17 protein-coding genes are annotated in these 24,399 nt (G+C 58.7%); 14 read left to right on the top strand and 3 right to left on the bottom strand.

The annotated features are described in order from the left end of the window. Window positions 1-8: 8 nt before the first annotated feature. Window positions 9-347 carry a hypothetical protein gene (locus VGG64_15990; protein ID HEY1601104.1) on the bottom strand — a complete coding sequence of 113 codons (339 nt, stop codon included), beginning with the start codon at window positions 345-347 and terminating at the stop codon, window positions 9-11. 344 nt (window positions 348-691) lie between these two features. Here VGG64_15990 and VGG64_15985 point away from each other — a divergent pair, with 344 nt between their 5' ends. Together VGG64_15985 and VGG64_15980 are read left to right on the top strand one after the other, a co-directional pair. Next, window positions 692-1,276: a DNA-3-methyladenine glycosylase gene (locus VGG64_15985; protein HEY1601103.1), complete on the top strand. Its 585-nt coding sequence runs from the start codon at window positions 692-694 to the stop codon at window positions 1,274-1,276. Window positions 1,277-1,689: 413 nt separating this feature from the next. After that, complete coding sequence (locus VGG64_15980; protein HEY1601102.1) at window positions 1,690-1,983, top strand: hypothetical protein; 294 nt, start codon at window positions 1,690-1,692, stop codon at window positions 1,981-1,983. A 641-nt stretch (window positions 1,984-2,624) separates the two neighbouring features. Here VGG64_15980 and VGG64_15975 read toward each other — a convergent pair. After that, window positions 2,625-4,175, bottom strand: coding sequence for a serine hydrolase (locus VGG64_15975; GenBank protein HEY1601101.1), 1,551 nt, complete (start codon window positions 4,173-4,175; stop codon window positions 2,625-2,627). A 215-nt stretch (window positions 4,176-4,390) separates the two neighbouring features. Here VGG64_15975 and VGG64_15970 point away from each other — a divergent pair, with 215 nt between their 5' ends. Together VGG64_15970 and VGG64_15965 are read left to right on the top strand one after the other, a co-directional pair. Continuing rightward, window positions 4,391-6,175: a PLP-dependent transferase gene (locus VGG64_15970; protein ID HEY1601100.1), complete on the top strand. Its 1,785-nt coding sequence runs from the start codon at window positions 4,391-4,393 to the stop codon at window positions 6,173-6,175. 181 nt (window positions 6,176-6,356) lie between these two features. Beyond that, complete coding sequence (locus VGG64_15965) at window positions 6,357-7,634, top strand: molybdopterin-dependent oxidoreductase (protein HEY1601099.1); 1,278 nt, start codon at window positions 6,357-6,359, stop codon at window positions 7,632-7,634. 124 nt (window positions 7,635-7,758) lie between these two features. Here the strand turns inward: VGG64_15965 and VGG64_15960 are convergent, their stop codons facing one another. Further along, entirely contained in the window at window positions 7,759-8,733 is a 975-nt protein-coding gene (locus tag VGG64_15960) for an alpha/beta hydrolase fold domain-containing protein (protein HEY1601098.1), read from the bottom strand. Window positions 8,734-9,412: 679 nt separating this feature from the next. Between VGG64_15960 and VGG64_15955 the strand changes: the two genes are divergently transcribed. The 10 genes from VGG64_15955 to VGG64_15910 form a co-directional block, all read left to right on the top strand. Further along, complete coding sequence (locus VGG64_15955; GenBank protein ID HEY1601097.1) at window positions 9,413-11,305, top strand: tetratricopeptide repeat protein; 1,893 nt, start codon at window positions 9,413-9,415, stop codon at window positions 11,303-11,305. 268 nt (window positions 11,306-11,573) lie between these two features. Beyond that, entirely contained in the window at window positions 11,574-12,602 is a 1,029-nt protein-coding gene (locus VGG64_15950) for a class I SAM-dependent methyltransferase (protein HEY1601096.1), read from the top strand. 303 nt (window positions 12,603-12,905) lie between these two features. Beyond that, window positions 12,906-16,523 (top strand): PSD1 and planctomycete cytochrome C domain-containing protein, encoded by a 3,618-nt coding sequence (locus tag VGG64_15945; protein ID HEY1601095.1) that lies wholly within the window; start codon window positions 12,906-12,908, stop codon window positions 16,521-16,523. A 3-nt stretch (window positions 16,524-16,526) separates the two neighbouring features. Further along, the gene (locus VGG64_15940) at window positions 16,527-18,044 is read left to right on the top strand and encodes a DUF1501 domain-containing protein (protein ID HEY1601094.1); all 1,518 of its coding nucleotides are present in this window, start codon (window positions 16,527-16,529) and stop codon (window positions 18,042-18,044) included. 69 nt (window positions 18,045-18,113) lie between these two features. Then, a complete protein-coding gene (locus tag VGG64_15935) occupies window positions 18,114-19,415 on the top strand; it encodes a hypothetical protein (GenBank protein HEY1601093.1) in 1,302 nt (433 codons plus the stop codon). Window positions 19,416-19,501: 86 nt separating this feature from the next. Continuing rightward, a complete protein-coding gene (locus VGG64_15930; GenBank protein ID HEY1601092.1) occupies window positions 19,502-20,272 on the top strand; it encodes a hypothetical protein in 771 nt (256 codons plus the stop codon). Between the two features lie 163 nt (window positions 20,273-20,435). Continuing rightward, a complete protein-coding gene (locus VGG64_15925; GenBank protein HEY1601091.1) occupies window positions 20,436-21,581 on the top strand; it encodes a lactonase family protein in 1,146 nt (381 codons plus the stop codon). Between the two features lie 107 nt (window positions 21,582-21,688). Further along, window positions 21,689-22,507, top strand: coding sequence for a class II glutamine amidotransferase (locus tag VGG64_15920; GenBank protein HEY1601090.1), 819 nt, complete (start codon window positions 21,689-21,691; stop codon window positions 22,505-22,507). Window positions 22,508-22,654: 147 nt separating this feature from the next. Further along, window positions 22,655-24,043: a glutamate decarboxylase gene (locus tag VGG64_15915; protein ID HEY1601089.1), complete on the top strand. Its 1,389-nt coding sequence runs from the start codon at window positions 22,655-22,657 to the stop codon at window positions 24,041-24,043. Between the two features lie 148 nt (window positions 24,044-24,191). Next, window positions 24,192-24,399: hypothetical protein (locus VGG64_15910; protein HEY1601088.1), on the top strand; the 208-nt coding region annotated here is incomplete at its 3' end.

The following is a 24,399-nucleotide window of genomic DNA, read 5'->3' as shown; positions in this document are numbered from 1 at the left end:
CACACGGGTCATGCGTTTTCTGACGTATCGGCCAACCGAGAGCGAAATCTTCCGGCGGTCTCTTCGTCGAGGCACGTAGAAGTACGCAAAAACTCTGCCAGGATTGCGTGTGCCTTGCCGCCCGATAAGCATTCCTGCATGGCGGTGCGCATGCGACTCATCTCCTGCGAGATGCGGGCTTGCTCCTCAAGCAGAAAATTGAATTGCTGGTCGCAGCCCGTGATGGGCGACGGGTAGCCTCTGATCTGCCCAAAGATCTGTTCCTTCTGGCATTCCAAAAACTCGCTGATTTCTTGCCAAAGCGGCTCCAGGGTTGCCGATGTGCTATGTGGGCCGCGCGACGGCATAATCACCCTCCCCCCGAAGGAAAGATCGTTGGCGTTGAACTGAGCATTCTTGATCGCGCGTCGCGCCCTAGGAATGCAGTAAGCACAATACGGCGGGCACAACGCGGTTGGCGAAACGCGGCGTCGGCGTCGCACGCACGCCCGAGGCATCCAATGCGTTGCGGCTGCGCGATTCCGCACGTCAAATGGACGAGCCATCCGATGACGTGAAGTTCGCCACGCACGTCCGCCCCTACCATTCTACGAGCCGGCCAGCCGACGGCGAGTCTACGATGCATTGCGGCTTTCAATTATTATAGGGATCGCGGACGCCTTATCAGCCAGCACGACGAGGACGAGAGAGAATGCCGAAAAAGGCAAACGGAGTACGATCTCGTCCGTCGCAGAAGAAACTGCGCCGCGCGTTTTACGCGCAATCGGCACGCGACGTCGCCCAGCAGTTGATTGGCAAAATCCTGGTGCGGCGCGTGGACGGTGAGCTTTTGCGGGCCAGGATTACCGAGACCGAAGCCTATCTCGGCCCACAGGACCTGGCCTCGCACGCCTCGAAGGGACGCACCAAGCGCACCGAAATCATGTTCGGCCGCCCAGGGCATGCCTACGTCTATCTCATTTATGGCATGTACGACATGCTGAACGTCGTGACCGGCACACAGGGCGAGGCGCACGCCGTACTGATCCGCGGCGCAAAACCGCTCGACCAGTGGCAGGTCGACCTCCGCGGGCCAGGACGACTCGCCCGAGCGTTCCGTATCACGCGCGACCATAACGGATTGGACCTGACGGGGAACGAACTGTTCTTCACCGACGATCCCGCGCATCAGCCCCGCTACACCGCCACAAAGCGAATCAACATCGACTACGCCGGCGACTGGAAGCACGCCCTGCTGCGCTTCGTCGACGCAGATTGCCAACCGCGCGGCAAATAGCTACGCCGCAACCTGCCACCTTACGTACTCTTTACGTTTCACGCGCGCTTGTTACGGTTCAGGGTGGTTGATAGCGTTCTACGAGGCTCGTCAGTACGAAAGCGCGCAATAGAAAAACGCTCGCGCGCAAAACGCTCATACTGGCCGGTAGTCACCCAACCCCGAATTACGGCAGCGGCATGCGACGCAATAATTCACGTCGCCCGCGACGCAGCCAGCCGTGGGGCTAAGTCATTCGCGGCGCCGGCCCTTAGGTCCCGCGTCTGCGGGCCGTCGGGCCAAGTGGCATCTCGATTCGCCCTGGCAATGGTATGCAAAGTGCTTCGCCCCCAATCTCACACTATTGGCGCGCGGGCTCAGCTTCGACGCGTGATCCGCCGCGCCGTTTTGCATCTCATTTTAAGGAGTAAATGATGGGTCGACTCAGCATGTTCGTGTTCGCCATTGTGATCACATTGGCCGTGGCAGACGTTTCCGAAGCCCGCTGCGGCCGCCGCCGTTGCCGTTCCGCTCGTCATTGTGCGTCCTCGGCCTGCGGCACATCCGGATACAACGGCAACAGTTGCTGCCAGTCGCAGAACGGAAATGACGGTATGGCGCCACAAAACGATCAGGAAGTGCCGCCTGCACCGACGAATCCCAACCAGCCCGCCCCGCGTTCGGCAAATAACAGCAATCCGGCACCCGCCCCGCAGCCGGGAACGTGACGAGCGACAATACTCCTGCCGACGTTGGCCTGCACTTGGTTTCACGCCGCGATTCAGACCAGCGTCGTGCAGGAGGTGTTCGCCTGATCTGCGTGCCCTGCGGATCATCATCTTTCCAAATAATTCTAGACGACAACAGCCGTCCGAATGAGGCGACATTCGGAAGAGTAAACGTCGCGCGGATCGCGTTGTGAGTTTTTCCATCAAGCGAGTTGATCCGCAGATGTCGCAGGTTACGCAGAGAAGAATGCGACCAGCTCATTCGCGGCCACCGCCGAATCCGATCTCATACTCGGCAGAATCGGGCGCAATACAATAAACTCCCGCGCGTGTTGCAGGGTGTGGTGCTAGCGACAAAGCGCGCTCGCGGCGGTCGGTTTTACGGCCTGCGAGCCCTGTGCCCCCGCGATAGAATTCGCGTATGAGGCTGCATCCCCTAAACACCCCACCCGGACAGAATTCTGTGCGGATTCGCTGTTTTCCCGGGAAATGAGCCAAAGTCAACGTCAACGCGGTCAATTATTTGCGCGGTGAATAATTCCAATAATTGAATAAATACGAGGCGTCCGAAATCAACCCTCGATTTGGCCGGGTGCCGGACGGATGCTTTTTTCGCAAAATCTCTAGCGAGCGATTTCGCTTCACTTGCCGGGTGACGCGCGCTCGAATGTACCTTGCCCATGCACGTTGAGATTTTCGATGAGTACGCGGGTTGATTTCTGGTCAGGGCCGATCGTGAATAGGAGGCCGCTAACGCCGCCTGCCATTTCGCCCGTCGGCTGATAGATGAACACGTCGCGATCCCAATGTCGTAGCGGGAAGGGCATCTTTTTTGGCCCCAACGTGAGCAGCAGATTCCCTTGTTCGTCAGTAATTTCAATCGGGCCGAAAAAGGAGTTGTCGAACGTGCCCGTGTAAGTTGCCAGGCCAAGATGCTGCGTCGTTTGCGCAGGCGGATGACTGTAGTCGGTCTCCTTGCCGCGTTCTCGCCGCACCTCTTCGGCAAACATGCGGTTGGCGAACTCGACCCAATCGCGCGACAGCTTTCCATCCAGCAACAAGTCGAAGAAGCTTTCCGTGATCCCCTCGGGCACGCCCGTTGGTCCGGCGTTCGAGAGCACGGCGATGCCGATCTGCTCGGCCGGAAGGAACGCAACTTCGGTGCGCATTCCCAGGTCGAAGCCTCCTGAGTGTTTCCAAAAGACCTTGCCTCCCCGTTCGACGCTGACAATCCAACCCAGGCCATAACTAACGAGGCGTCCGGCCTGCGAATCGAAGCCGGTAACGATTTGCGGACTGTGCGTCTCGTTGAGTGGGGCTGCCGGGATGACTTGCCGATCATCGAACTTGCCGTCGGCCAGCAGCAGCCGCATCCAGCAGGTTAGATCGCGCAACGTCGAGCTGACGCCGCCTGCCGGCGTTTGCGCGTCTGGTTGACGTTCGTACTTGGCGACCCACTTGTCGTCGATCCGCACGTGCAAGCGGGCTCGGTTCGCGGCCTTGGCAAAATCTTCGTAACGCGAGCTGGTAGTGTTCATTCCCAGAGGGCGATAGAGTTTTTCGGCCGCTAGATCCTCCCAACGTTTGCCCGCCGCCAGGGCCGCGGCCACGGCCGCTTCGGTATATCCATAATTGGTGTACGCGTAATGCGCACGAAAGCTGCTGTCGGGCCGCAGGTAACGCAGCCGATGCAGAATCTCGCCACGGTCGTAGCCCATGTCCTCGAGCAAGTCGCCGCCGTGGTCCGGCAGACTGCTGCGGTGGCAGAGCAGGTCGCGCAACCGCAGCTCACGAGTGCTGGCCGCGTCATAGAGGCAAAACCCAGGATCGTGATCGATCACCCGATCGTCCCAGCCGATGATCCCTTCGCCGACAAGCGCCGCCAGGACGGTCGAAGTGATCGATTTCGATACCGAGGCCAACTGGCAGACCGTGTCGGCGTCGATCAACTCGGGCTTACCAATCTCGCGAACGCCGAACCCCTGCTGAAAAACCACGTCGTCCTTATGGACCACCGCGATGGCAATCCCAGGAACGCCGGTTTGCTCGATCGTCTTGGTCACGATCTTCTGTGTTTCGCCAAGTGCCACCTTGAGAGCGTCGGCAGTCACCGACGAAGGTTGTTGCGCAAGCACGGCAACCGGCAGTATCAGCAGCAGGATCGAGGCATGAAAAACCTTGACCAGTTCCATGGGTTCGCCTATCTCGACAGGATCGTTTAACTTGGCGCCGGCAGACCATCGCCGGTCTGACACAAAAATATACGTCAGGCGCAAGCCCGCGGTCCGCAGCCGGAGCCCCGCCCATTGGATAGAATTCACGCAGATTACGACGGATCTTACGACTTGGGGCCACGTAGTCGCTGAATGGCAGCTCGCACAGCCCCCCGTACCAAGGAGCCCTCACCGTGACAGATCGCGAATCTTCGCCGACAGGCCCCGCCTCGCGGCGGCTGTCACCGCGGCGCAACTCGAGCACGGCTGCGGACGTGCCGGCATTAGTCGCCGAACAACTGGCGCATTTCGGCATCGACCCGGCCAGCGAGTTCGGCCAGACGCTGGCACGTATTGCCGGGCGGTTGTATGAAAATCACGGTGACATCGACCGGCTGTGGCAGATCACTCTGACTTCGATCGGAGAATTAGACCGATCGGACCGGATCGCGCATTTCAACGCCAAAAAGTTCCTGTCATTTCAATTCGCCAAGCTGCTCGACATGCTGCAGGCCCCTTCGCGGAGCAGCTACCAGAGCCTTGGATATAGCCAGACCACGCAGTATGCCAAGGGGCCGTACGCCGTATTCGACAATGTCACCGCCATCTTTGCCGCTAACCCGGTCATCACGCGTACGGCGACCTACATCTATGCCTGCGCGGAGTGGATCGCCGACGCTTTTCAGGGAAAGGAGCTGCTGCTCGAGATTTATTCCCGGCTGCTGAACCCGACGTCGGTATCGCTGGCAAACTATATCGTCGACCTCGAGGCAGGCCCCTTCGCCGACGAGTATTTCGCCTGGAACTTCAATAGCGGCATGGCCGCCATCGACGCCGTACTAGGGCACTTGCTAGGAGCGGGCGACGTGCTGATTACGAGCCGCAATATCTACGGAGGCGCGCACCAGTTGATCCACGATTGGTACGCTAAGCCCGGCAATTTAGGCATCGCTGTTGAGACCTTCGATGGTAGCGAAGCGGAAGATCTGCTGGCCTGCTGGGACCGCGTCCGCGTCACACACGCCGACCGCTTGAACGCAGGGCGCCGAGCCTACGTTTATCTGGAATCTCCCTGCAATCCGCATGGCTACGTACTGGATGTGCCCGCAATTTGCCGTGCCGCGCACGAACAGGGATTGCGGGTGATGCTCGATGCTACCATCGGCACGCCGTTCCTCTGCCGCCCTCTGCAACGCGACGATTTGGCCGAGCGCCCTGACTTCGTCATCCACAGCTATACCAAAGATCTATCCGGTTCCGGCACCGTGGTAGCTGGTGTCGTCATTGGCCGCAACGAGGATATGTTCATCCCCAAGGGGGAAACCGTCGGCGGCGTTTCCTGGCGCGATACGCTGTTCTGGAATGTCTACTACGTCAAGGGAGCTTTCTTGAACGCCGATGCCGCCTTCGAGGTGATGCAAGGCATTCGCACGCTCGAAAACCGCATGCTGGCCAAGTGCATCAATACCAGCATCCTGGCCCGGTTCCTCGCGGCCCATCCATCTGTGAATGTCCACTCGCATGTGCTGGCCAGCGACGAAAACGCACCACTTCGTGAAAAGCTGCTGTCTCTGGGGTTGCCCGCTCCGCTTTTCACGATCGATTTCGACGGTGCGGATATCCCGACCGAGTCCTTCCAACGCTTCTTCGACAACCTATCGCCGACTTTTGGCCATATGATCAGCCTGGGTCAGTCGAACACCATCATCAGCTGCCCTGCCTTGACGACGCACTCGGAACTTTCGGACGAGGCACTGCGCAGCGCCGGCATTACGGCGACAACCATCCGCTTTGCCGTGGGGGACGAGGACCCGCGCGATTTGTTGTTGCACCTGGTCGAAACGGCCCGCTTTACGATCGACCCCGCGGTGCCAGGTTTCTCGGACCGGTTTCCGAATTCGGCCGAAATGAGCGGGTTGGTACGTGAGTGCTACCTCGAAGCCCATCGTCGCTATATCGAGTCGAAATGCGGTGCGTAGATTTCCTAGTTTCCGTCGGGCGCGGTCGTTTATACTGGGAAAACGTCCCCCCTCGTGCCGATTTGCGTTGGTCTGGTTTTCTGTCGGCATTAGAAGATGGTCCCTTGGCAATACCTCGGAAATGATCGTGATGCACTTGTGCATCAAGTAGCGGCAAACGCGCATTACGCGGGAGAAGCCGATGTCTGAGCTTGGACAATTCCTCGGCCAGCACATCGCAATTTCGCGGAGACATTTTGCAAAGTTGGGGATCGGTAGCGCGGCTACGCTGGCGCTCTGGCCAAGCCTGGCCGGAGGTGAACCAAGTACCGGGTCTGTGCTGGCGGCTCCGGAAATGGCAGACGCACTGGCCAAGCTTGGCAGCTACCTTACATCGCCCGACGACTTTCAAGACGTGTCACGCGGCAAACCGCTGCCACACTCGCTCGCTGAGGATCAAAAGCGCGAGGCAGGGCTGACTCGCGACACCTGGCGGCTAGAGGTGATCTCGGATCCAGAGAATCCGGTGGTGTTGCGAATGCCGATGGCCAAGGCCGAAGGAACGGCACTGGATTTCGCAGGCCTCATGAAGCTTGCGGAAAACCACGCCGTACGATTCCCCAAGATCATGACTTGCCTGAACATGGGCTGCCCGTTGGGCATGGGCATCTGGGAGGGAGTTCCGCTGCGCGAGTTAGTATGGTTGACCAGGCCCAACGATGCGCTGCGTCGCGTCTTCTACTACGGCTACCATAACGACGATCCACAGCAGATGTTTCGCAGCTCGCTGCCGATCGGCCGCGTACTGGAAGATCCGTTCGACCTGCCCCCGGTGATCCTCTGCTACAAGCTCAACGGGCAATGGCTGAACAGTGTACGCGGCGGCCCGGTGCGGATCATCGTGCCGGAAGCCTACGGTTTTAAATGCGTCAAATGGCTTTCGCACGTACTGCTGACCAATCTGGCCGGCGCAAATGACACCTATGCGAAAGAGAACAACGATATCGACAGCCCGCTGAAGAGCTTCGCCGCGACGATTTCCGTACCCGGCAAGATCCTGGCGGGACAACCGATCCCTCTGACCGGGTATGCCCAGGTGGGGATCGGCGGACTGTCGAAGGTGCAAGTTTGCATTCTGCCCGACTCGGAGGAACCGCCGGCCGGCGACCCCTATTTTGCGACCGCGCGTTGGCAAGATGCGGAAATCCTGCCGGCGCCAAGCAACTGGGGAGGCGACTTGCCCGAAGACAAAATTCCGGCTCACACCCACGGCTTTGATACCGGCAGTTCTCAACCGCGTACCTGGCCGATGCGGCTAACCAAAATTCACTGGGCGGCCTTGATATCGGGCCTGCCGCCAGGAAAGTACACGTTGCGCTGTCGGGCCGTCGACGAAAAAGGAAACGGCCAGCCCATGCCGCGTCCCTTCCGCAAGTCCGGCCACGCGGCGATCGAGCAAGTGGCCATCGAGGTCCAGTAGTGACACCCGGCAACGCATCCGATCACTATGAGGGTCTTAGACAGGTCCAGCGCATTGATCCCGTCGATGGCCGCAAAGCAACCCGACGTCGCCCGCGCCTTTGGCCCTCTGTTCGCGACAACTTTTAGGCAACTTTGGGCAGGACCTGCCGTCTTAGGGCCAGCAATGCGATAGATCCCAAGCCCGCCAGGACAAAAGCAGACGGCTCAGGCACCAGGTGATTCGCCAGGAAATCGATATTGTGCTGCAGTAACGTCTCGCTACCAAAAGTCATTCCGAAGACGGTGTCATCCAATTCATGGCCTATGCCGACGCCGTCATAAAATTCGTGGTAAACGCCCATTGCCGTCAACTGATTGGCAACGGCCACATCACCGGCAAACGGCACCGTGGTATCGGCATCTCCATGAAACATGAATGCTGGCGGTGCGCCCGCGTGGATCACCCCCTCGGTTCCGTACATGCTGCCCAGGAAGTCGAGTACGACCGACGGCGTAATATGGGCCGGTGAGTCGTTGTAGCCTACAAGTTCTGCGGTAATCCCCCCGGCCGATACCCCACCCACGCCAATGCGTGAGGGATCAATGTGAAAGGTCGCGGCATTATCGCGCACCCAGTTCATCGCGGTTTCTGTGTCGTGTACCGCGGCGTTAATAGCGTTGCCGCCGAGTGTCAGGTCAGGAAACGTCTCGAAAGGCGGCGGAGGCTCGATAAAATTGTCAGCCGGACCAGGAGAGGTACCGGGAGGGGGTAGATCGGCATACATGCGGTAGTTGATTGAAACAACAACGTAGCCCAGCGACGCATACTCTTCGGCCAACGGCGCCATGTCCGTCTTGTCACCGTCGATAAAACCACCGCCATGAACGAGGACGATAGCAGGCGTGGCCGCCGGAACGGGTATGGGGGTAACTTGCGTCGGTTGGTACAGATCGAGTTCCAGACTCTCGGTGCTGGCGCCATTGTTCGTCGGGCCAGTACCATAGACGATGTTCGAAGTCGTCTGAACACCAAAGAGCTGATCGTGATACAAATCGGCGGCAAGTAGTCGTGGAGTAACACTAAACAATACGAAGAACGCCGCGAGATTCCGTATCATAAGAGCGTCATTCCGGACGGAGTGCGGGCGAAAATGCCTGGTTTAAGATGCTGAGGGACATTGACTCGTCGGAAGTACGCTTAGTGCAAGCGTGCTTGTCAGAATCGCTGTTGTCCCATTAGCTACCCAGGCCAAAATTGATGGGCTCGCTGCTATCGCCAGATACCGCCTCTGCTACGGCGGCCGTCGCGTACCACCCGAGATGACTGTCGCCAAGTAGCGGAAAGTGGTCGCCACTATGATGGATTCTTCTGGCGAGGTCAATAAATATCCGACGTCAAAATGCCGGAACTATTTCGCCTCAGACATTCGCCTGCGAATCTTGTTCGCTCGGGCGGGCAGGCGGTGGACGTTATCATGAAAGCGCCGTCGGATCGCACAGCTACCACGCGCGCCGGCATCGTGGAATAGGCGTTTGGCCGTTACCCTCTAAAATGAAATGAGCCGACACATTGGAAGAATGCGGGTTTGGTAGTCGTTGCAGGATAATCTAGATCTAGATGGCAAGTCGCCTGAGTTGGCCGAATGACACAATACGGCCCTGCCGGGTGAACTCGGTACTTCGAATTCCAAAGAGCAGATGGAAAAACGTAGGACTCACCGTTCTCCCACCGCGGGCCGATCGTCAGGCCCGCCACATACCGGGGCATTCCTCCCTCGATCTGTCCTGAGCCGGCAGTTGGTACTTACTGCGATTGCCACGACGATCCTCGGGGGCGCGGTGTGGTTCGTGTATGGGAGGAGTCTCAGCGCGCCGCTCATCTACGACGATTCCAACAGCGTTTTGTACAACCCGTCGATTTTGCATCTGTGGCCTCTCGTGGGCGATGCTGATCACCCTGGCCCCCTGAATCCTGGTCCCGAGTCGAGCACCTCGGGTCGGCCGCTGGTGAACTTATCGCTGGCAGTGAACTATCACTTTGGCGGCCTCAATGTAGCCGGCTATCACCTATTCAATATCGCGGTACATACCGTAGTAGCATTATTGGTCTGGTCCACTTTGGCCCGTGTTCTTCGCCTAAGTTACTTCGGCGGTTCGTTTGATCAGCAGGCCGAGCCCCTTGCGCTGCTGATTGCGCTCATGTGGGCCGTACATCCGCTGCAGACCGAAACGGTCACCTACATTACGCAGCGAACGGAACTGTTGATGGGCGCGTTCTACGTCGCCACGCTGTACGGCAGCCTGCGATACTGGGCGGCAACAACGCCCTTGGGGCGCAGGACGTGGCTCTCGATATCAATTATTTCCTGCATCGCGGGAATGACGTGCAAAGAGGTCATGGTCTCGGCGCCGGTAGTCGTTCTGTTGTTCGAGCGAACGTTTCTTACTGGCTCATTCCGTCGCGCCTTGGCGGCTTCATGGCCGTTGTACGCTGGATTCCTCTTAGGCTGGGTCGTATTGCTCGCACTCAACGTCAATGGGCCTCGGGCGGCAACGGCTGGATTTCACGCGGGAGTGCCGGCCGTCGCCTGGTGGCTTACCCAGTGCAAAGTGTTGCTCATGTACCTCGGACTTGCCGTGTGGCCGTGGCCGCTAGTGATCCACTACGAAATGGCTTACTTCGATACATTCTCGGCGGCATGGCCATGGCTAGGGGCGGTTGCCGCGCTGGTGGTCGCCACGCTCACGTTGAATTGGCGACCGACCGCAGTGGGCTTTTTGTTTGCGTCAATATTGATGATCCTGGCTCCAACCTCCCTAGTGCCAATCGCCACAGAGGTCGCGGCGGAGCGGCGGATGTACCTGCCGCTCGTCGCGATCTTGGTCCTTGCTATCATGGTTGGATACAGGTTGCTGCAGCGGCTCGTCGGACGCCGCCGGCAAGACGAAACCGGCACAATCGATCGCCCCACTCCCCTGCTGATCACGACCGGCGCCTGCGTACTCTTAGCGGTCGGCTATATGACTGTCGACGTGCATCGTCTGTCGGCCTACCAGAACGCTGTCACACTCTGGCAAGACACGGCTACGCACCTGCCCGACAGTCCGCTAGTGCTTATGAACTTGGGGCTGGAACTGGTTAATGCGGGTCGTCCGCAAGAAGCAATCGAACAATACGAACATCTGCTGCGCCTTGAACCCGACAAACGAGCGCCCCATCTCAACAACATGGGCTGCATCTTGCTGCGCGCCGGCCGCATACCCGAGGCGATGACACGCTTCGAGGAAGCCCTCCAAGAGCAACCGGATTTCGTCGAGGCCCACAACAACCTGGGGATGGCGCTAGTCGATGCTGGCCGACCGCAGGATGCCATACCGCATTTTCAAGCGACTCTGCGGCTGAAACCAGAGTACGCCGCAGGTCACATCAATCTTGGCACGGCGCTGGCCGCCGTGGGACGGCGGGAAGAAGCAATCGAGCAGTTCCAGCAGACGCTTGCGCGTGAGCCCGACTCGATCGACGCCCAAATGTACTTAGCCAGGACATATGCCGACTTGCGCCGCGTTGATGAGGCAAGTGCAGCAGCCGAGCAGGCGCTGATGCTGGCGCGGTTAAAGGGGCGCAATGAATACGCGGCACAAATCCATGCCTGGCTGACAGCGTTACGAGCAAGCCGTCCGCCCAACTGACTTCCGCATAGGGGCACGGGCTTACGCGATGCGTTCGTCAGGCGCCGGATAGAATGGTAAAACAACTCTGCAAAATCGGCGCGGAATTGATTTTTCAACACATTACGGAATGCGCATGTGCGCGAATTGTCACCGGCCTGCAGTGACTTTAAAGCCCGCCTAGGTTGAAACTGCCCCGTTCGCTTATGCACTCGCCACAACTTGCATCGTCTGCTTGCGCCGTGTCACCGCTCAGTACGACATTCCCTCGCGTCTTCAGGAAATCTCAATGACCGATTACACGCCGGCCCCCGATCCCAGCTTGGTCATCGATCTGCTGGAAGCATTTCGCCGTTCCAAAGTGATGTTCGCCGCCGTATCGCTCGGCATCTTTGATGCTCTCGATAACGAAGCTCTGACGCGCGACGAGTTGGCACGGCGGTTGTCCGCTAATCGCGACGGGCTAGAACGCCTGCTCAACGCCTGCGTCGGATTACAACTGTTAAGACGCCGAGGGGACGCTTACGAAAACACGCCGACGGCGCAGACTTATCTCACAGCCACCAGCTCGCGCCGCATGACTGGTTACATAAATTACTCAAACGAGGTGATGTGGAAGCTGTGGTATCACCTCGAAGACGCGGTGCGCGAAGGAACGCATCGCTGGCAACAGGCGTTCGGCTGGGATGGCCCCATTTTCTCACATTTCTTCCGCACCGAGCAGGCTAAGCGGGAGTTCTTGCTGGGCATGCACGGATTCGGCGTAATCAGCTCTCCGCAGGTAGTTTGCGCCTTCGATCTCTCACGATTTCACCTGCTCGTGGACCTGGGAGGTGCAACCGGGCACCTGGCAATCGCCGCCTGCGAACGTTATCCATCCCTGCACGCTATTGTTTTTGATCTGGCCGACGCCGTGCCGCTTGCAGAGGAAATCGTCGGCGCATCGTCGGTCGCCGATCGCGTTGATGTAATCCCCGGCGACTTCTTCGTGGATCAGTTGCCACAGGGGGACATCTACACATTGGGCCGCATCGTGCATGATTGGACCGAAGAAAAAATCCTCAAATTGCTGAGCCGAATCTACGAGCGATTGCCTGCGGGGGGCGCATTGTTGATCGCGGAAAAGATGCTTGCAGAAGACAAGAGCGGGCCGCGTTGGGCCCAGTTGCAAAGCCTCAACATGCTCACTTGCACCGAGGGCAAAGAACGGTCCCTGACGGAATATCGCGAGCTGCTCGCCCAGGTCGGATTTACCGGCGTCGAGGGAAAAACAACGGATTCGCCGCTCGACGCGATCCTGGCCAAAAAACAGACGTAATCGAACTACCACTTGCTCACGAGCGAAACGGCGCGCGCCGGACAATGCTTATTTGCTGAGTCAGAGTAGAAACGCGTAGATCTGTCTTCTCCTCAGTCAAACCCGCCGCCGAAAGCTTGAACCGGGTCCAGCTGTGTGGTCATATAGTAACCAGGAATCGGCTTCAAAGTAACGACGATCGGCAAGTGCCGCTGGCACGGCGCGATCGATCGCTCCCCCCTGCATAAGCCCACCGCCCCGCGTCACTTCAGAAACCTACGATCCGCCGAAGTGACGGATCCCAGAGAACGAGGGTGCCAAATAATGGCCTCGCCCATGAACGGTTCGAGCGCGCTTAGCCGCTGTTTCTCAACGGCGCTGACCGCGGCATCCGTGATGTCGTTGTTCGCAATGACGGCGCGCGGTGGAGAACCGCCCCTATACAATCGCGACGTGCGCCCGATTCTGGCCGGCCATTGCTTCAAGTGTCACGGTCCGGACGAGCAATCGCGTGAAGCAGGTCTGCGGCTCGACATGCGTGATGCGGCCTTAGCCGCATCTGACTCCGGTGCGATCGCCATTTTGCCTGGTAAGCCAGACGAAAGCGAAATCATCCGGCGGACATGCGCTCCGGAACCCGATTCGCAGATGCCACCGCCCGCTGCCAATAAGCCCCTCTCCGATCAACAACGTCAAATCCTGCGAGACTGGATCGCCGCCGGCGCCAATTACGAATCTCATTGGGCATTTATGCCCCCGAAGCAGGCCGCCATTCCAATCGTCCGTAACAGCCATTGGCCTCGCAATCCAATCGATTACTTCGTGCTGGACGGGATCGAGGCGGCCAACCTGGCGCCATCGCCGGAAGCGGACAAGTACACCATCGTGAGACGTTTGTACCTCGACTTGATTGGCCTTCCGCCGACGCCTGCTGAAGTCGATGCCTTCGTTTACGACAATACGGCGCAAGCATACGAAGCGTTGGTCGATCGATTGCTTGCCTCGCCCCACTATGGTGAGCGCTGGGCACGGCGTTGGCTCGACTTGGCCCGCTACGCCGACAGCAACGGCTACGAAAAGGACCGGACGCGATCGATTTGGCCCTACCGTGACTGGGTCATCAATGCTCTCAATGCCGACATGCCCTTCGACGAATTCACGATTCGTCAACTGGCCGGTGACTTGCTGCCGGGGGCCACGGTTCAGGATCGTGTCGCCACGGGCTTCCACCGTAATACGATGCTTAACGAGGAAGGCGGCATCGACCCATTGGAATTTCGCTTCTACGCAATGATAGATCGCGTGGGCACGACCGGTACGGTGTGGATGGGACTAACCGTCGGCTGCGCACAATGCCATACGCACAAATATGACCCGATCCCTCATCGGGACTTCTATCGGCTGATGGCCTTTTTGAACAATGCTGACGAGCCCGAGATGGACGTGCCTGCCCCGGATATCGCGGCGCGCCGCGCGGACATTGCCGTACAGATTGCTGCCGCCGAGGCCAATATGGCCAACCGCTTCCCGCCTGAGGGGGATATCCGCTGGCACAACGCCACTCTGATAAGCGCAACGACCGCGAGCGGGGCCCAAACCGAAGTGCTCGAAGATGGCTCGATTCGGGTTTCAGGCGTCGATCCCGAACAGGACACGTACACGCTGATCCTCGACAGCAATCAGGCGAATGTCTCCGCGGTCAAGATCGACGCGCTCACGGATGCGCAGTTGCCGAAACAAGGTCCTGGTCGTACTCCGCATGGTAACTTTGTGCTGACTGAAATTGCAGTGGCGGCATCCTCAAACGCGGCCACGAGCACGCCGGAATCAATCATTTTTGCCAGTGCAGAAGCCGATTTTTCGCAGGCAGGGTTTCCCCCGGAACAGGCCTTCGATCAATCTGACAAGACCGGCTGGGCCATCCAGGGCCCCGAGCCCTGGAACGTGCCCAGGCGTGCTGTCTTTCGTTTTGACCGGCCGCATTCCGAGGCAGGCTCGACTCGCCTGACAATTCAATTAGGCCAGAAATACGGCGGGCATCACACGCTGGGTCGCTTTCGCGTACAGGTCGGCGAGCAGTTGCACGACGACAGGCCGGAACAGCTGCGCCGTCAGGACCACCTTGCACACAAGTTTGAGGACTGGGCAGCAACCGAATCCGCACGCGCGGTGAAATGGTCGTTGCTTAAACCAGTGTCGGCAAAAAGCGACGTTCCGACCCTACAAATCCTCGCAGACGCGTCCGTGTTGGCCAGCGGTGACCAGACTAAGCGTGACATCTATCGACTGAAGCTCGAGAATCCTCTGTCACGGCTTACGGCCTTGCGGATCGAAGCCATTCCCGACGATCGTCTGCCCAAGCAAGGGCCTGGCCGAATCGCGTACGAAGGACCCTTTGGCGATTTTTTCTTAAGCGAAATCACACTTCGTCGCCTAGAAGCCAAGCTTGCATTTTCCGGGGCCAGCCAGTCCTATGCGAATGCTAAAGATACAGCGGCGATGTCAATCGATGGCGACCCGCAAACCGGCTGGTCCGTTAGCGGCGGCCAGGGTCGGGAGCATTCGGCGGTATTCACGCTCGCGACTCCGCTCGCCGGCGCCTCGTCGATCGACTTGGAATTGCTGTTTGAAAAATACTATGCCGCAGGACTAGGGCGTTTCCGGATTTGGGGCACCGATGACCCACGGCCGATTACTGCCCACGGACTCCCTTGTGACATTGAGTCAATTCTTGCCCGGCCGTCTACAGAACGAACCGCAGAGGATCGCAGCCGGCTGTTGACGTACTATTTGTCCGTTGCGCCCGAACTGTCGAACGAAAGAGACGCGATCCGCAAGCTTCGTGACCAGATGCCGGCTTACGCCACATCGCTCGTCATGAGTGAACGACCGACCGAGAATCCACGCCGCACGAATATTCATAAGCGGGGCGAATTCCTGCAACCCACGGATTCCGTCGAGGCCGAGGTGCCCAGCATTTTTGCGCCGCTCGCAGCGAATGAGGCACATGATCGACTCGCGCTGGCTCGTTGGTTGGCCAGCGAGCGCAATCCGCTGGTGGGTCGCGTAACCGTTAATCGACAGTGGGCGGCGTTTTTTGGCCGCGGATTGGTGCGGACCACTGAAGATTTCGGCTACCAGGGAGAACCCCCTACACATCCAGAGCTGCTCGACTGGCTAGCCGTACAATTCCAGCACGACGGCTGGTCCCTCAAGAAACTACACAAGCTGATCGTCACCAGCGCGACGTACCGACAGTCATCGCACGCGGGAGCAGAATTGCTCTCCCGAGATTCGCAAAACAAACTGCTGGCGCGCGCGCCAAGACTTCGCTTGGATGCCGAGCTAGTTCGCGACGTTGCTCTGTCGGCATCGGGATTACTATCAGCAAGGATCGGCGGTCCGAGCGTCTTTCCGCCACAGCCACCGGGAGTAAGCTCGGAGGGAACATACGGCCCGTTGGCCTGGAAGGTGAGCGACGGGGCGGATCGCTACCGCCGGGGCGTGTATACTTTCGCCAAGCGAACCGCCCCCTATGCAATGTTTACAACCTTCGACGCACCGAGTGGGGAAGCCTGCCTGGCGCGGCGCGACATATCGAATACCCCTCTTCAATCGCTGGCACTTCTGAACGACGGGGTCTTCGTCGAAGCGGCCCAGGCTTTGGGCAAACAATTGGCCGGTGAAAGGGCTCCTCTCGATTCCACAATTGATCTTCTCGTGCGCCGCTGCATGAGCCGCCCCCCATCGAACGCAGAGCTCACGCTGTTGACCGCTTTCCATAACGCACAGCTCGACCGCCTGCGGCAAGGCGAGCTTGCTGCCAGTTCGATTGCCGGTGCGATCGATGGGGAGACGCCAGCCGAAACAATGAATCGCGCAGCATGGACGCTTACGGCCCGGGCCGTGATGAATCTCGACGAAACAATCACTAAGGAATGATGCATGCCTACTTACCCAGAACAAGGCGCCCGCCTGAATGGCGGACACATGAGCATGCCGGCTTCCTTCACCGCGGACGCGCTTCAGGCCGCGACACGACAATCGCGCCGTTTGTTCTTGCAAGACAGCGGACTCGGTCTGGGAAAGATCGCGTTAGCCTCGTTGCTCACCAATGCGTTCAAGGAACCTCGCCACCTGCGAGCGGCAGCTAACGCTCCCACAGATTCGCTTGCCTCTAAGGCAGGACATTTTGCGCCACGGGCAAAGTCTGTGATCTACTTATTCATGGCGGGCGCGCCTAGCCATCTCGACCTGTTCGACTACAAACCGGCGCTCGCCAAATACGAGGGCAAATCGATTCCGCCGGAAGTTATCGGTGGCCAGCGCTACGCCTTTATACGCGCCGATGCGGCAGCGCTCGGACCTCGCTTTAAATTTGCCAGACATGGCCAGAGCGGAACGGAGATTGCCGATATATTGCCTCAATTGGCCGGCGTCGTAGACGACATTTGTCTCGTTCGTTCGATGCGTACCGACCAGTTCAATCATGCGCCTGCGCAGCTTTTTATAAATACAGGGTTCTCGCAGCCAGGCCGTCCCAGCATGGGCTCATGGGCCACCTACGGCCTGGGTGCCGAGACGACCGACCTGCCGGCATTTGTTGTCATGTCAACCGGCACTGGCATTAGTGGCGGCGCGGCCAACTGGTCGAGTGGATTCTTGCCGACCGTTTATTCCGGTGTTCGCTTCCGCAATCAAGGGGACCCGATTCTCGATGTCTCGAGTCCTGCCGGAATTGATAGCCGCTCGCAGCGCGACACGCTCGACCTGGTCGCTAAGTTGAATCGCGAACATTTGGCATCGGTCGGCGATCCTGAGATAGCTACCCGCATCGCTTCCTACGAAATGGCGTTCCGGCTGCAAACCTCGGCGCCAGAATTGATGGAGCTGAAGAGCGAATCGCAGTCTACGCTCGATATGTATGGCGTCGATCCGGCCAAACCATCATTTGCGCGCGCCTGCCTGTTGGCGCGAAGAATGGTCGAGCGCGGTGTGCGGTTCATCAGCATCTACAACGAAGGATGGGATGCCCACAGTGATCTCGTTGGCAACCATACCAAGAATTGCGGCGACACAGATCGTGGCGCCGCGGCTCTCGTCAAGGATCTGCGCCAGCGCGGACTACTCGACGAGACACTGGTTGTGTGGGGGGGCGAGTTCGGCCGCACGCCCATGGTCGAGTCGAATGTGGCGCTGGGACGCAGCTTGGGACGGGATCACCATCCGCAAGCGTTTAGCTTGTGGATGGCGGGCGGCGGAATTAAACCTGGCATGGAGTACGGCAAGACAGACGAGTTGGGTTTTAACGTCGTCGAGAATCAAGTACACGTTCACGACCTGCAGGCCACCATCCTCAACCAGCTAGGTTTGGACCACGAACGTCTCACTTTCCGCTATGCCGGTCGCGACTTTCGCCTGACCGACGTCCATGGCCACGTTGTCCACGACATCCTCGCGTAAGCGGTTCGTCGACATTAGGGAATTCCCGACTAAATCACCCACGAATCACTCCTCTTCGCAGGCATCTCGATGTTGACTCGTAGAAACTTTCTCGGAACCGTGGGTGGCGGACTTGCCGCGACGGGAATCGGCGGACTCGGAATTGGAGAACTCGCTGCCGCTCGCGCCGCGAACTCCGCACAGCAGCCCCGCAAGCGGCTGGCTATCATCACGACGGAATGGCGTTATCACTCACACGCTTGGCACATGGGCGAAAGATTCCTGGTCGGCTATCCACTGCAAGGACGTTGGCACCGACCGCCATTCGAGGTCGTCTCGGCATACGTCGATCAATTTCCCGAAATCGACCTGAGCCGCAAACGCGCGGAGGAGTTCGGCTTCAAGATCTATCCCACGATCGCCGAAGCGTTGCGCGCCGGCACGGGGCAACTTGCCGTCGACGCCGTTTTGATCATTGGCGAGCACGGCGATTATCCCGATAACGAGCTTGGACAGAAAAAATATCCGCGCTATGAATTCTTCAAACAAGTGACCGACGTCTTCCGCAGCGAGGGCCGCACTACGCCGGTGTTCAACGACAAGCACCTGTCCTGGAAATGGGAGTGGGCCAAGGAAATGGTCGAGACCTCGCGGGCATTGAATTTCCCGTTTCTCGCCGGATCGTCGCTGCCAGTGACCTGGCGCATGCCGTCGATCGATATGCCCCATGGCGCCCAGATCGAAGAGTTGATGTGCGTGGCCATTGGCGGCTTGGACAGCTACGACTTTCATGCTCTGGAAGTAATTCAGTGCATGGCGGAGCGGCGCCGCGGGGGCGAGACCGGCGTCGTAGCCATGCAGGGACTGCGCGGCGACGCCGTGTGGAAGGCCATGGACGCGGGCAGTTGGTCCGCCGGGGGATGGGATCCCGACTTATTCGCGGCCTGTCTCAGCCGCACTCAAACACTAGCGCAGCCAGAGAGCTTTAGCGATCGTTATCCAACCCGCGAGCAGATTCAACAGTGGGTCAAGGACCCTGCCTGCTACCGGTTCGAATACGCGGACGGTGTCCGCGCGACGATGCTTTTGATGAACGGCTTGGTGGGAGACTTTACCTTCGCAGCGCGTCTGAAAAACCAGTCGGAGCCACTCTCGACACTCTTTTATCTCCCCCCCAACCCCAATGTCACCTACTCGGCCGAACTGATGTCAAAGGCCGAAGAGACGTTTCTGACCGGAAAAACCCCCTATCCCATCGAGCGGACGCTACTGACGTCCGGCCTGGTGGCAGCCGGCATGCTATCGTTGGGGAGCGGGCAAAAGAGGATGGAAACTCCGCATTTGGCCGTCCGTTATCAGGTGCCGAACACATCGACGTTTGCCCAAAGCTGATCGCGCGTGGCAGATCACGCGGCGGGGCAGACGGCCGATCGTCGACGCAGAACAAGAAACTCTGCCCTCTACGCGGTGAATCTCCCATGATGCGCATCTACCCGGCGGTAGTCGCCGCGATCAGGTTTTATTGCGTTACGACTTTGGCCGTGACCATGTCGGCCGAGACGGTGTCGAGGGGCGCAGACGATTCGTCGCCTGTGAATGAGAGAGCGTCTCTCGATCCCTTAGACGACCAGGCGAAAGGGGCACCTAAGCCGCTAGGCTTTCTTGGGCCCCCTCCTAACTCGGGGCCACCAAACGGGATCGTCAAACGTCGCACGCCACCGCCGGGGATGCAAGCCGCGATCGCTTGGCTCGAGGCGATTCAGGACACACGCCGACGCAATGAGCCTGGCAAGGTCGAGGTCGATTGGCTCGCGCTGCACGCCGTGGTCGACGGTGCAGACCGCGTGCTCAAGCAAGAGAATTTCGATGACACAATTTGCGGCGGGCTTTACATGCGCAAGCCGTGGTTCGGCGATGGCTCGCTCGCCGGGAACCGATTTTTAGAACTGCCGGCGACGTTTGGCGGCGGTGCCGCAACGCTCAAAGTGAGCGACCGGCCGGAGAAGGTCTGGCATTGGTATGGTTGCGGCCGCTCGACCCTGCCACCGGGAACCGACCGCGTGTGGTGCGAAGCCCGGGTGCGTCTGACGGGATCGGCAGCGTTGTCGCTGGGTTTGGACTATTGGCGTGATGAAGACATCCAATACGATCCACACCGCAAAACCATCGTCGAGGCCGGCGACACGCGCTGGTTCACCGACGCCGACCTGTCGGACTGGACCGTGATCTCATTTGCCAAGCCGATGTAAGATCGGGCGGAATCTCGCTCATTCGGTCTACCTTTCTAAATCTGCGCTCGTTTGGCGGTGCGCGCCGCGCCTGTTAAACTGTCGGCCACCGTGACTTTACCCACAATCATTCGGACGCATGCGCATGACATACCGCCTGACAACAATACTGCTCGCCATTCTCATGACAAGCTCCATACCGTTTGCCGGTCCACTCGCCGCGGGTCACGCCGCTGACAATAAAGATCAAGCCAGCAATACTTGCCTAGTGTTCGTCGGCACATACACGTCCGGCACGGACGAGGGGGTCTATACCTGCGAGCTCGATTTGGACACCGGCGCGCTAAAGCGGTTGTCCGCAAGCGGTAATGTGAAAAACCCTTCGTTCGTGGCGATACATCCTAACCACCGGTTTCTCTACGCTGTCAGTGAAGTGGGAGATTACACGGACACCGGTAGCGGCGCGGTCACCGCGTTCGCTCTCGATCCATCTACCGGCAAGCTCAGCGCGTTGAACCATCAATCGTCCACCAGCGCCGGTCCCTGCCATCTGGTGGTAGATCGACAGGGCAAGAACGTGCTTGTGGCCAATTATGGCGGAGCCACCGCGGCCGTGTTGCCGATCGGCAGCGACGGTAAGGTCGCTCCTGCATCCAGCACTGTCCGGCACGTGGGTAAGAGCGTCGACCCCGGCCGGCAGGAAGGCCCACATCCGCATTCGATCAATCTCGATGCCGCGAACCATTTCGCATTTGTCGCCGATCTGGGACTCGACAAGGTAATGATCTACAGGTTTGATCCGGCCAAGGGAACACTCACGGCCAATGACCCTGCCTCGGTCTCGGTGCCGCCGGGGTCGGGCCCACGCCATTTCGTGTTTCACCCCAATGGCCAGTTTGCGTATGTGATCAATGAGATGAAGTCGACCGTCACTGCATTCACTTATGATGCGCAGCGTGGCACGCTCAAGCCAATTGCCACGGTGAGCACACTGCCCGAGGGATTTTCCGGCGAGAACACTACGGCGGAAGTGCGCGTTCATCCGTCGGGTAAGTTTCTATATGGTTCGAACCGCGGCCACGACAGCATCGCGATCTTTACGATTGATCCAGCCACGGGCGGACTGTGGCCCGCTGGGCACCAGCCGACAGGAGGAAAGACCCCCCGCAATTTTGGCATCGATCCCGACGGCAAGTTCTTGCTGGCAGCCAATCAGGACTCAGATACCATCAATGTATTTCGCATAGATCAGGCTAGTGGAAAGCTAGAACCGACCAACCACTCGGTCGAGATTCCACGTCCCGTATGCGTGAAGTTTTTGAAAAAATGATGTTCGCGAAATGATCAATGACGAGAGACCGGCGCAGCTGTTAGGTGCCCACACTATCGCTCGCGTGTTAATTCATCGTGTTGCATTCACAAATCCGAGCTAATCTCATGTGCCGCTGGCTGTGTTACGCCGGATCGCCAGTCTTTGCCGACACCCTGCTGTTCAAGCCGCAGTACTCGCTGGTCGCGCAGAGCCAGCACGCCCAGCGATCGATCTACACCGTCAATGGTGATGGCTTCGGGCTGGGTTGGTATGGCAGCCGCCCCTGGCCTGGTGTCTACCATGACACGCAGCCGGCCTGGAACGACGATAATTTTCAGAACCTAGCCGCACAAGTCCGCTCGCACATGATCCTGGCACACGTGCGGGCGACTAGCGGCACTGCGATCCAGCGCACGAATTGCCATCCTTTCCGACATCAACACTATCTTTTCCAGCACAATGGCGAAATCGGCGGCTTCGACAAGCTAAAGCGTGATTTGCAAATGGCGATCGCGCCAGAGTTGTTTCCTCAGATGCGCGGCTCAACGGACAGCGAGACCATGCTCTATCTGGCGGTAACCTATGGACTTGCCAAGGATCCTCTACGAGCGCTGGCACTGATGGTCGGCACGATCGAACGCGTCCGCCGTGCACACCATGTCCAAGACGGTCTTTACATGACCGTGGCTGTGGCCGACGGCAAGCGGATTGTCGCGGTACGATATTCGAGCGACCATCGCTCCCCCAGCCTTTACCACAGCCGCAATCTGCACGCCCTGCACGAAGTAGGCGGCAAAACCGAGGACTTACCCGCGGACGGCCTCTTAATTCTGTCCGAACCGCTGGACGGCATCAGCGAGCATTGGGAAAGAGTGTCCGAGTCGACGGCACTGGTGGTTGAAAATGGCGTAGCCCAGCAAGTCTCCTTCAAGCCCGAGGAGTGACGTAGGCACACCGTCGCGCGGCGAAATAGATTTTCCGAACTGCCGGCGCGTGCGCATCCTCATAGACATTCGTCCGAAAGCGGATAACGCAACTTAGATTGCAATTATCAACCTGGGGAACGGCCTACCCTAGACCACAGAAATCTTATGAAACCGCTCAAGCACCACAGCGAAGAAGAGTTGGCGCCGGCATATGCGTCGCGCAGCTTCGTGCGCCCGATACCAAAATACGCCATTCCCGAGGATGGCTTGCCGGCCGATGTGGCACTGCAATTGGTCCGCGACGAAATGAATCTGGACGGCAATCCCGTCATGAATCTAGCCAGCTTTGTCACTACCTGGATGGAGCCACAGGCCGAACGGCTGCTGGCAGACACCGCCAATAAAAACCTAATTGATCAAGACGAGTATCCGCAGACTGACGAAATCCACCAGCGCGTCATCAGCATGCTGGCGCGACTCTTCCACGCACCCAAGGACGCCCGGCCGATGGGCACTGCCACGGTCGGCTCGAGCGAGGCGATCATGCTCGGATTGCTGGCGCATAAATGGGCCTGGCGCAAGAGACGGATTGCCGAGGGAAAGCATGTGGATCGGCCCAATGTCGTATTCGGGGCCGACGTGCATACCTGCTGGGAGAAGTTCGCCCTCTACTTCGACGTCGAGGCGCGAATCGTACCGCTCGAGCCCGACTGCCATATTCTAACGGCTGAGAAAGTGGCCGCCCACATCGACGAAAATACCACCGCCGTGGGCTGCATCCTTGGCACCACGTTCACAGGCCAGATCGACGAAATTGGCGAGATCAATACGCTGCTCAAGAAAATCAAACGGCAAAATGGCTGGGACATCCCAATTCACGTCGACGGAGCCAGCGGCGGCTTCGTGGCCCCTTTCGCTTATCCGGATCTTGCCTGGGATTTCCGATTGGACCACGTCCGTTCGATCAACGCCTCGAATCATAAGTTCGGCTTAATTTACCCGGGCATGGGAAGCGTAGTATTTCGCGACGAGCACGTCGTGCCATCCGAATTGATCTACAAAATCACGTATCTCGGCGGCGAGATGTTCAACTACAGTCTGAATTTTTCCAAGCCAAGTAGCCAAATCCTGCTTCAGTACTACAACTTTTTACGGCTTGGTCGCACGGGCTATCGGCAGGTGATTGAGAACATAATGAGCAATGCTCGTTATCTTGAGAAAAAGCTACTCGATACCGGAAGGTTCGAACTGTTGAACCAGTCGAAATACCTGCCCGTGGTTGTCGTGAAGTTGAAAGACCGGGACGCATCGCCTAAAACTCTCTATCACTTGTCGGATGCCCTGCGACAACGTGGCTGGATTGTGCCGGCCTATCCGCTGCCGGCCAATGCGCAGGAAACGCACGTATTGCGCGCCGTAGTCAAGGAGAACTTCAGCCGCGATCTGGCAGAAAAGTTCGCCCAAGATGTGATAGCCGGATTGAAACAGATCGATGCCATCCCAGAAACGGCGCCAAAGACCGTTCCCATCCAGAAGCGGCAGCATGTGTGCTAGGTAACGGCCAGGGGAAGTAGCCAAAAACCCGCAACCGGTGGTAAGCCACGGTTGCCTGCAATAACCACCGCAAGGTAGGATCAGCGAGATTGGATTCGGGGAAAGGTTAACGTCAGGTCGGGTACGACATCGGTAGAACCACGCAGCCATGATTGAGTACGACCGTAAGAACTGGGTGAAGTCCGTGTTCTCATTCCGAGGCACTGCACTGCGCCGCGCCTCGACCCGCATTCTCGCGATGACCGCCTACGCCGTTGCCGTGCAGGCGGTTTTCCAGGCGGCTACTGCCTACGGCCAGGTCGACATCATGCCGGCAGTATTCAACCTCTCACCTACGGCACATGCCGTGTTGGGCT

The organism is Pirellulales bacterium (genome assembly GCA_036490175.1).
GTDB lineage: Bacteria > Planctomycetota > Planctomycetia > Pirellulales > JACPPG01 > JACPPG01.
Note: the sequence above shows the minus strand (reverse complement) of the source record. Positions and strands in the feature narration are given on the sequence as shown.

Coding starts and splice junctions, on each gene's coding strand:
- VGG64_15935 (HEY1601093.1), top strand. CDS start 18,114: ATGTTGACTCGTAGAAACTTTCTCGGAACCGTGGGTGGCGGACTTGCC.
- VGG64_15990 (HEY1601104.1), bottom strand. CDS start 347: ATGCCGTCGCGCGGCCCACATAGCACATCGGCAACCCTGGAGCCGCTT.
- VGG64_15945 (HEY1601095.1), top strand. CDS start 12,906: ATGGCCTCGCCCATGAACGGTTCGAGCGCGCTTAGCCGCTGTTTCTCA.
- VGG64_15920 (HEY1601090.1), top strand. CDS start 21,689: ATGTGCCGCTGGCTGTGTTACGCCGGATCGCCAGTCTTTGCCGACACC.
- VGG64_15930 (HEY1601092.1), top strand. CDS start 19,502: ATGATGCGCATCTACCCGGCGGTAGTCGCCGCGATCAGGTTTTATTGC.
- VGG64_15915 (HEY1601089.1), top strand. CDS start 22,655: ATGAAACCGCTCAAGCACCACAGCGAAGAAGAGTTGGCGCCGGCATAT.
- VGG64_15925 (HEY1601091.1), top strand. CDS start 20,436: ATGACAAGCTCCATACCGTTTGCCGGTCCACTCGCCGCGGGTCACGCC.
- VGG64_15940 (HEY1601094.1), top strand. CDS start 16,527: ATGCCTACTTACCCAGAACAAGGCGCCCGCCTGAATGGCGGACACATG.
- VGG64_15975 (HEY1601101.1), bottom strand. CDS start 4,175: ATGGAACTGGTCAAGGTTTTTCATGCCTCGATCCTGCTGCTGATACTG.
- VGG64_15965 (HEY1601099.1), top strand. CDS start 6,357: ATGTCTGAGCTTGGACAATTCCTCGGCCAGCACATCGCAATTTCGCGG.
- VGG64_15950 (HEY1601096.1), top strand. CDS start 11,574: ATGACCGATTACACGCCGGCCCCCGATCCCAGCTTGGTCATCGATCTG.
- VGG64_15985 (HEY1601103.1), top strand. CDS start 692: ATGCCGAAAAAGGCAAACGGAGTACGATCTCGTCCGTCGCAGAAGAAA.
- VGG64_15960 (HEY1601098.1), bottom strand. CDS start 8,733: ATGATACGGAATCTCGCGGCGTTCTTCGTATTGTTTAGTGTTACTCCA.
- VGG64_15980 (HEY1601102.1), top strand. CDS start 1,690: ATGGGTCGACTCAGCATGTTCGTGTTCGCCATTGTGATCACATTGGCC.